The 248-nt window shown below is 58.1% G+C and carries 1 protein-coding gene; it reads right to left on the bottom strand.

The features are described 5' to 3' along the window. On the bottom strand, positions 1-248 hold a 248-nt coding region (locus tag ACRXB1_RS37910), incomplete at both ends, for a transposase (protein WP_449494997.1).

Here is a 248-nt window from a genome sequence, read left to right as displayed (position 1 = left end):
GACGCTGAAGTGTTCCCCGGAAAGATACCCGCGTTCGCGCGCGGTCTCGACTGTCTCGTTGAAGAGCAACACCAGCACGTCGTGTTCGAGCAACCGGTCGCGGTTCTTGCTGAACGTCGAATGGTCCCACACGGTCCCGTCCATCGGCAAGCCGACGAACCAGCGGAACAGCATGTTGTAGGAAATCTGTTCTACCAGCATGCGCTCGCTACGAATTGAGTACAGCACCTGCAGCAAAAGAGCGCGCA

The sequence above is a fragment of the Caballeronia sp. M23-90 genome (assembly GCF_053574605.1).
Note: the sequence above shows the minus strand (reverse complement) of the source record. Positions and strands in the feature narration are given on the sequence as shown.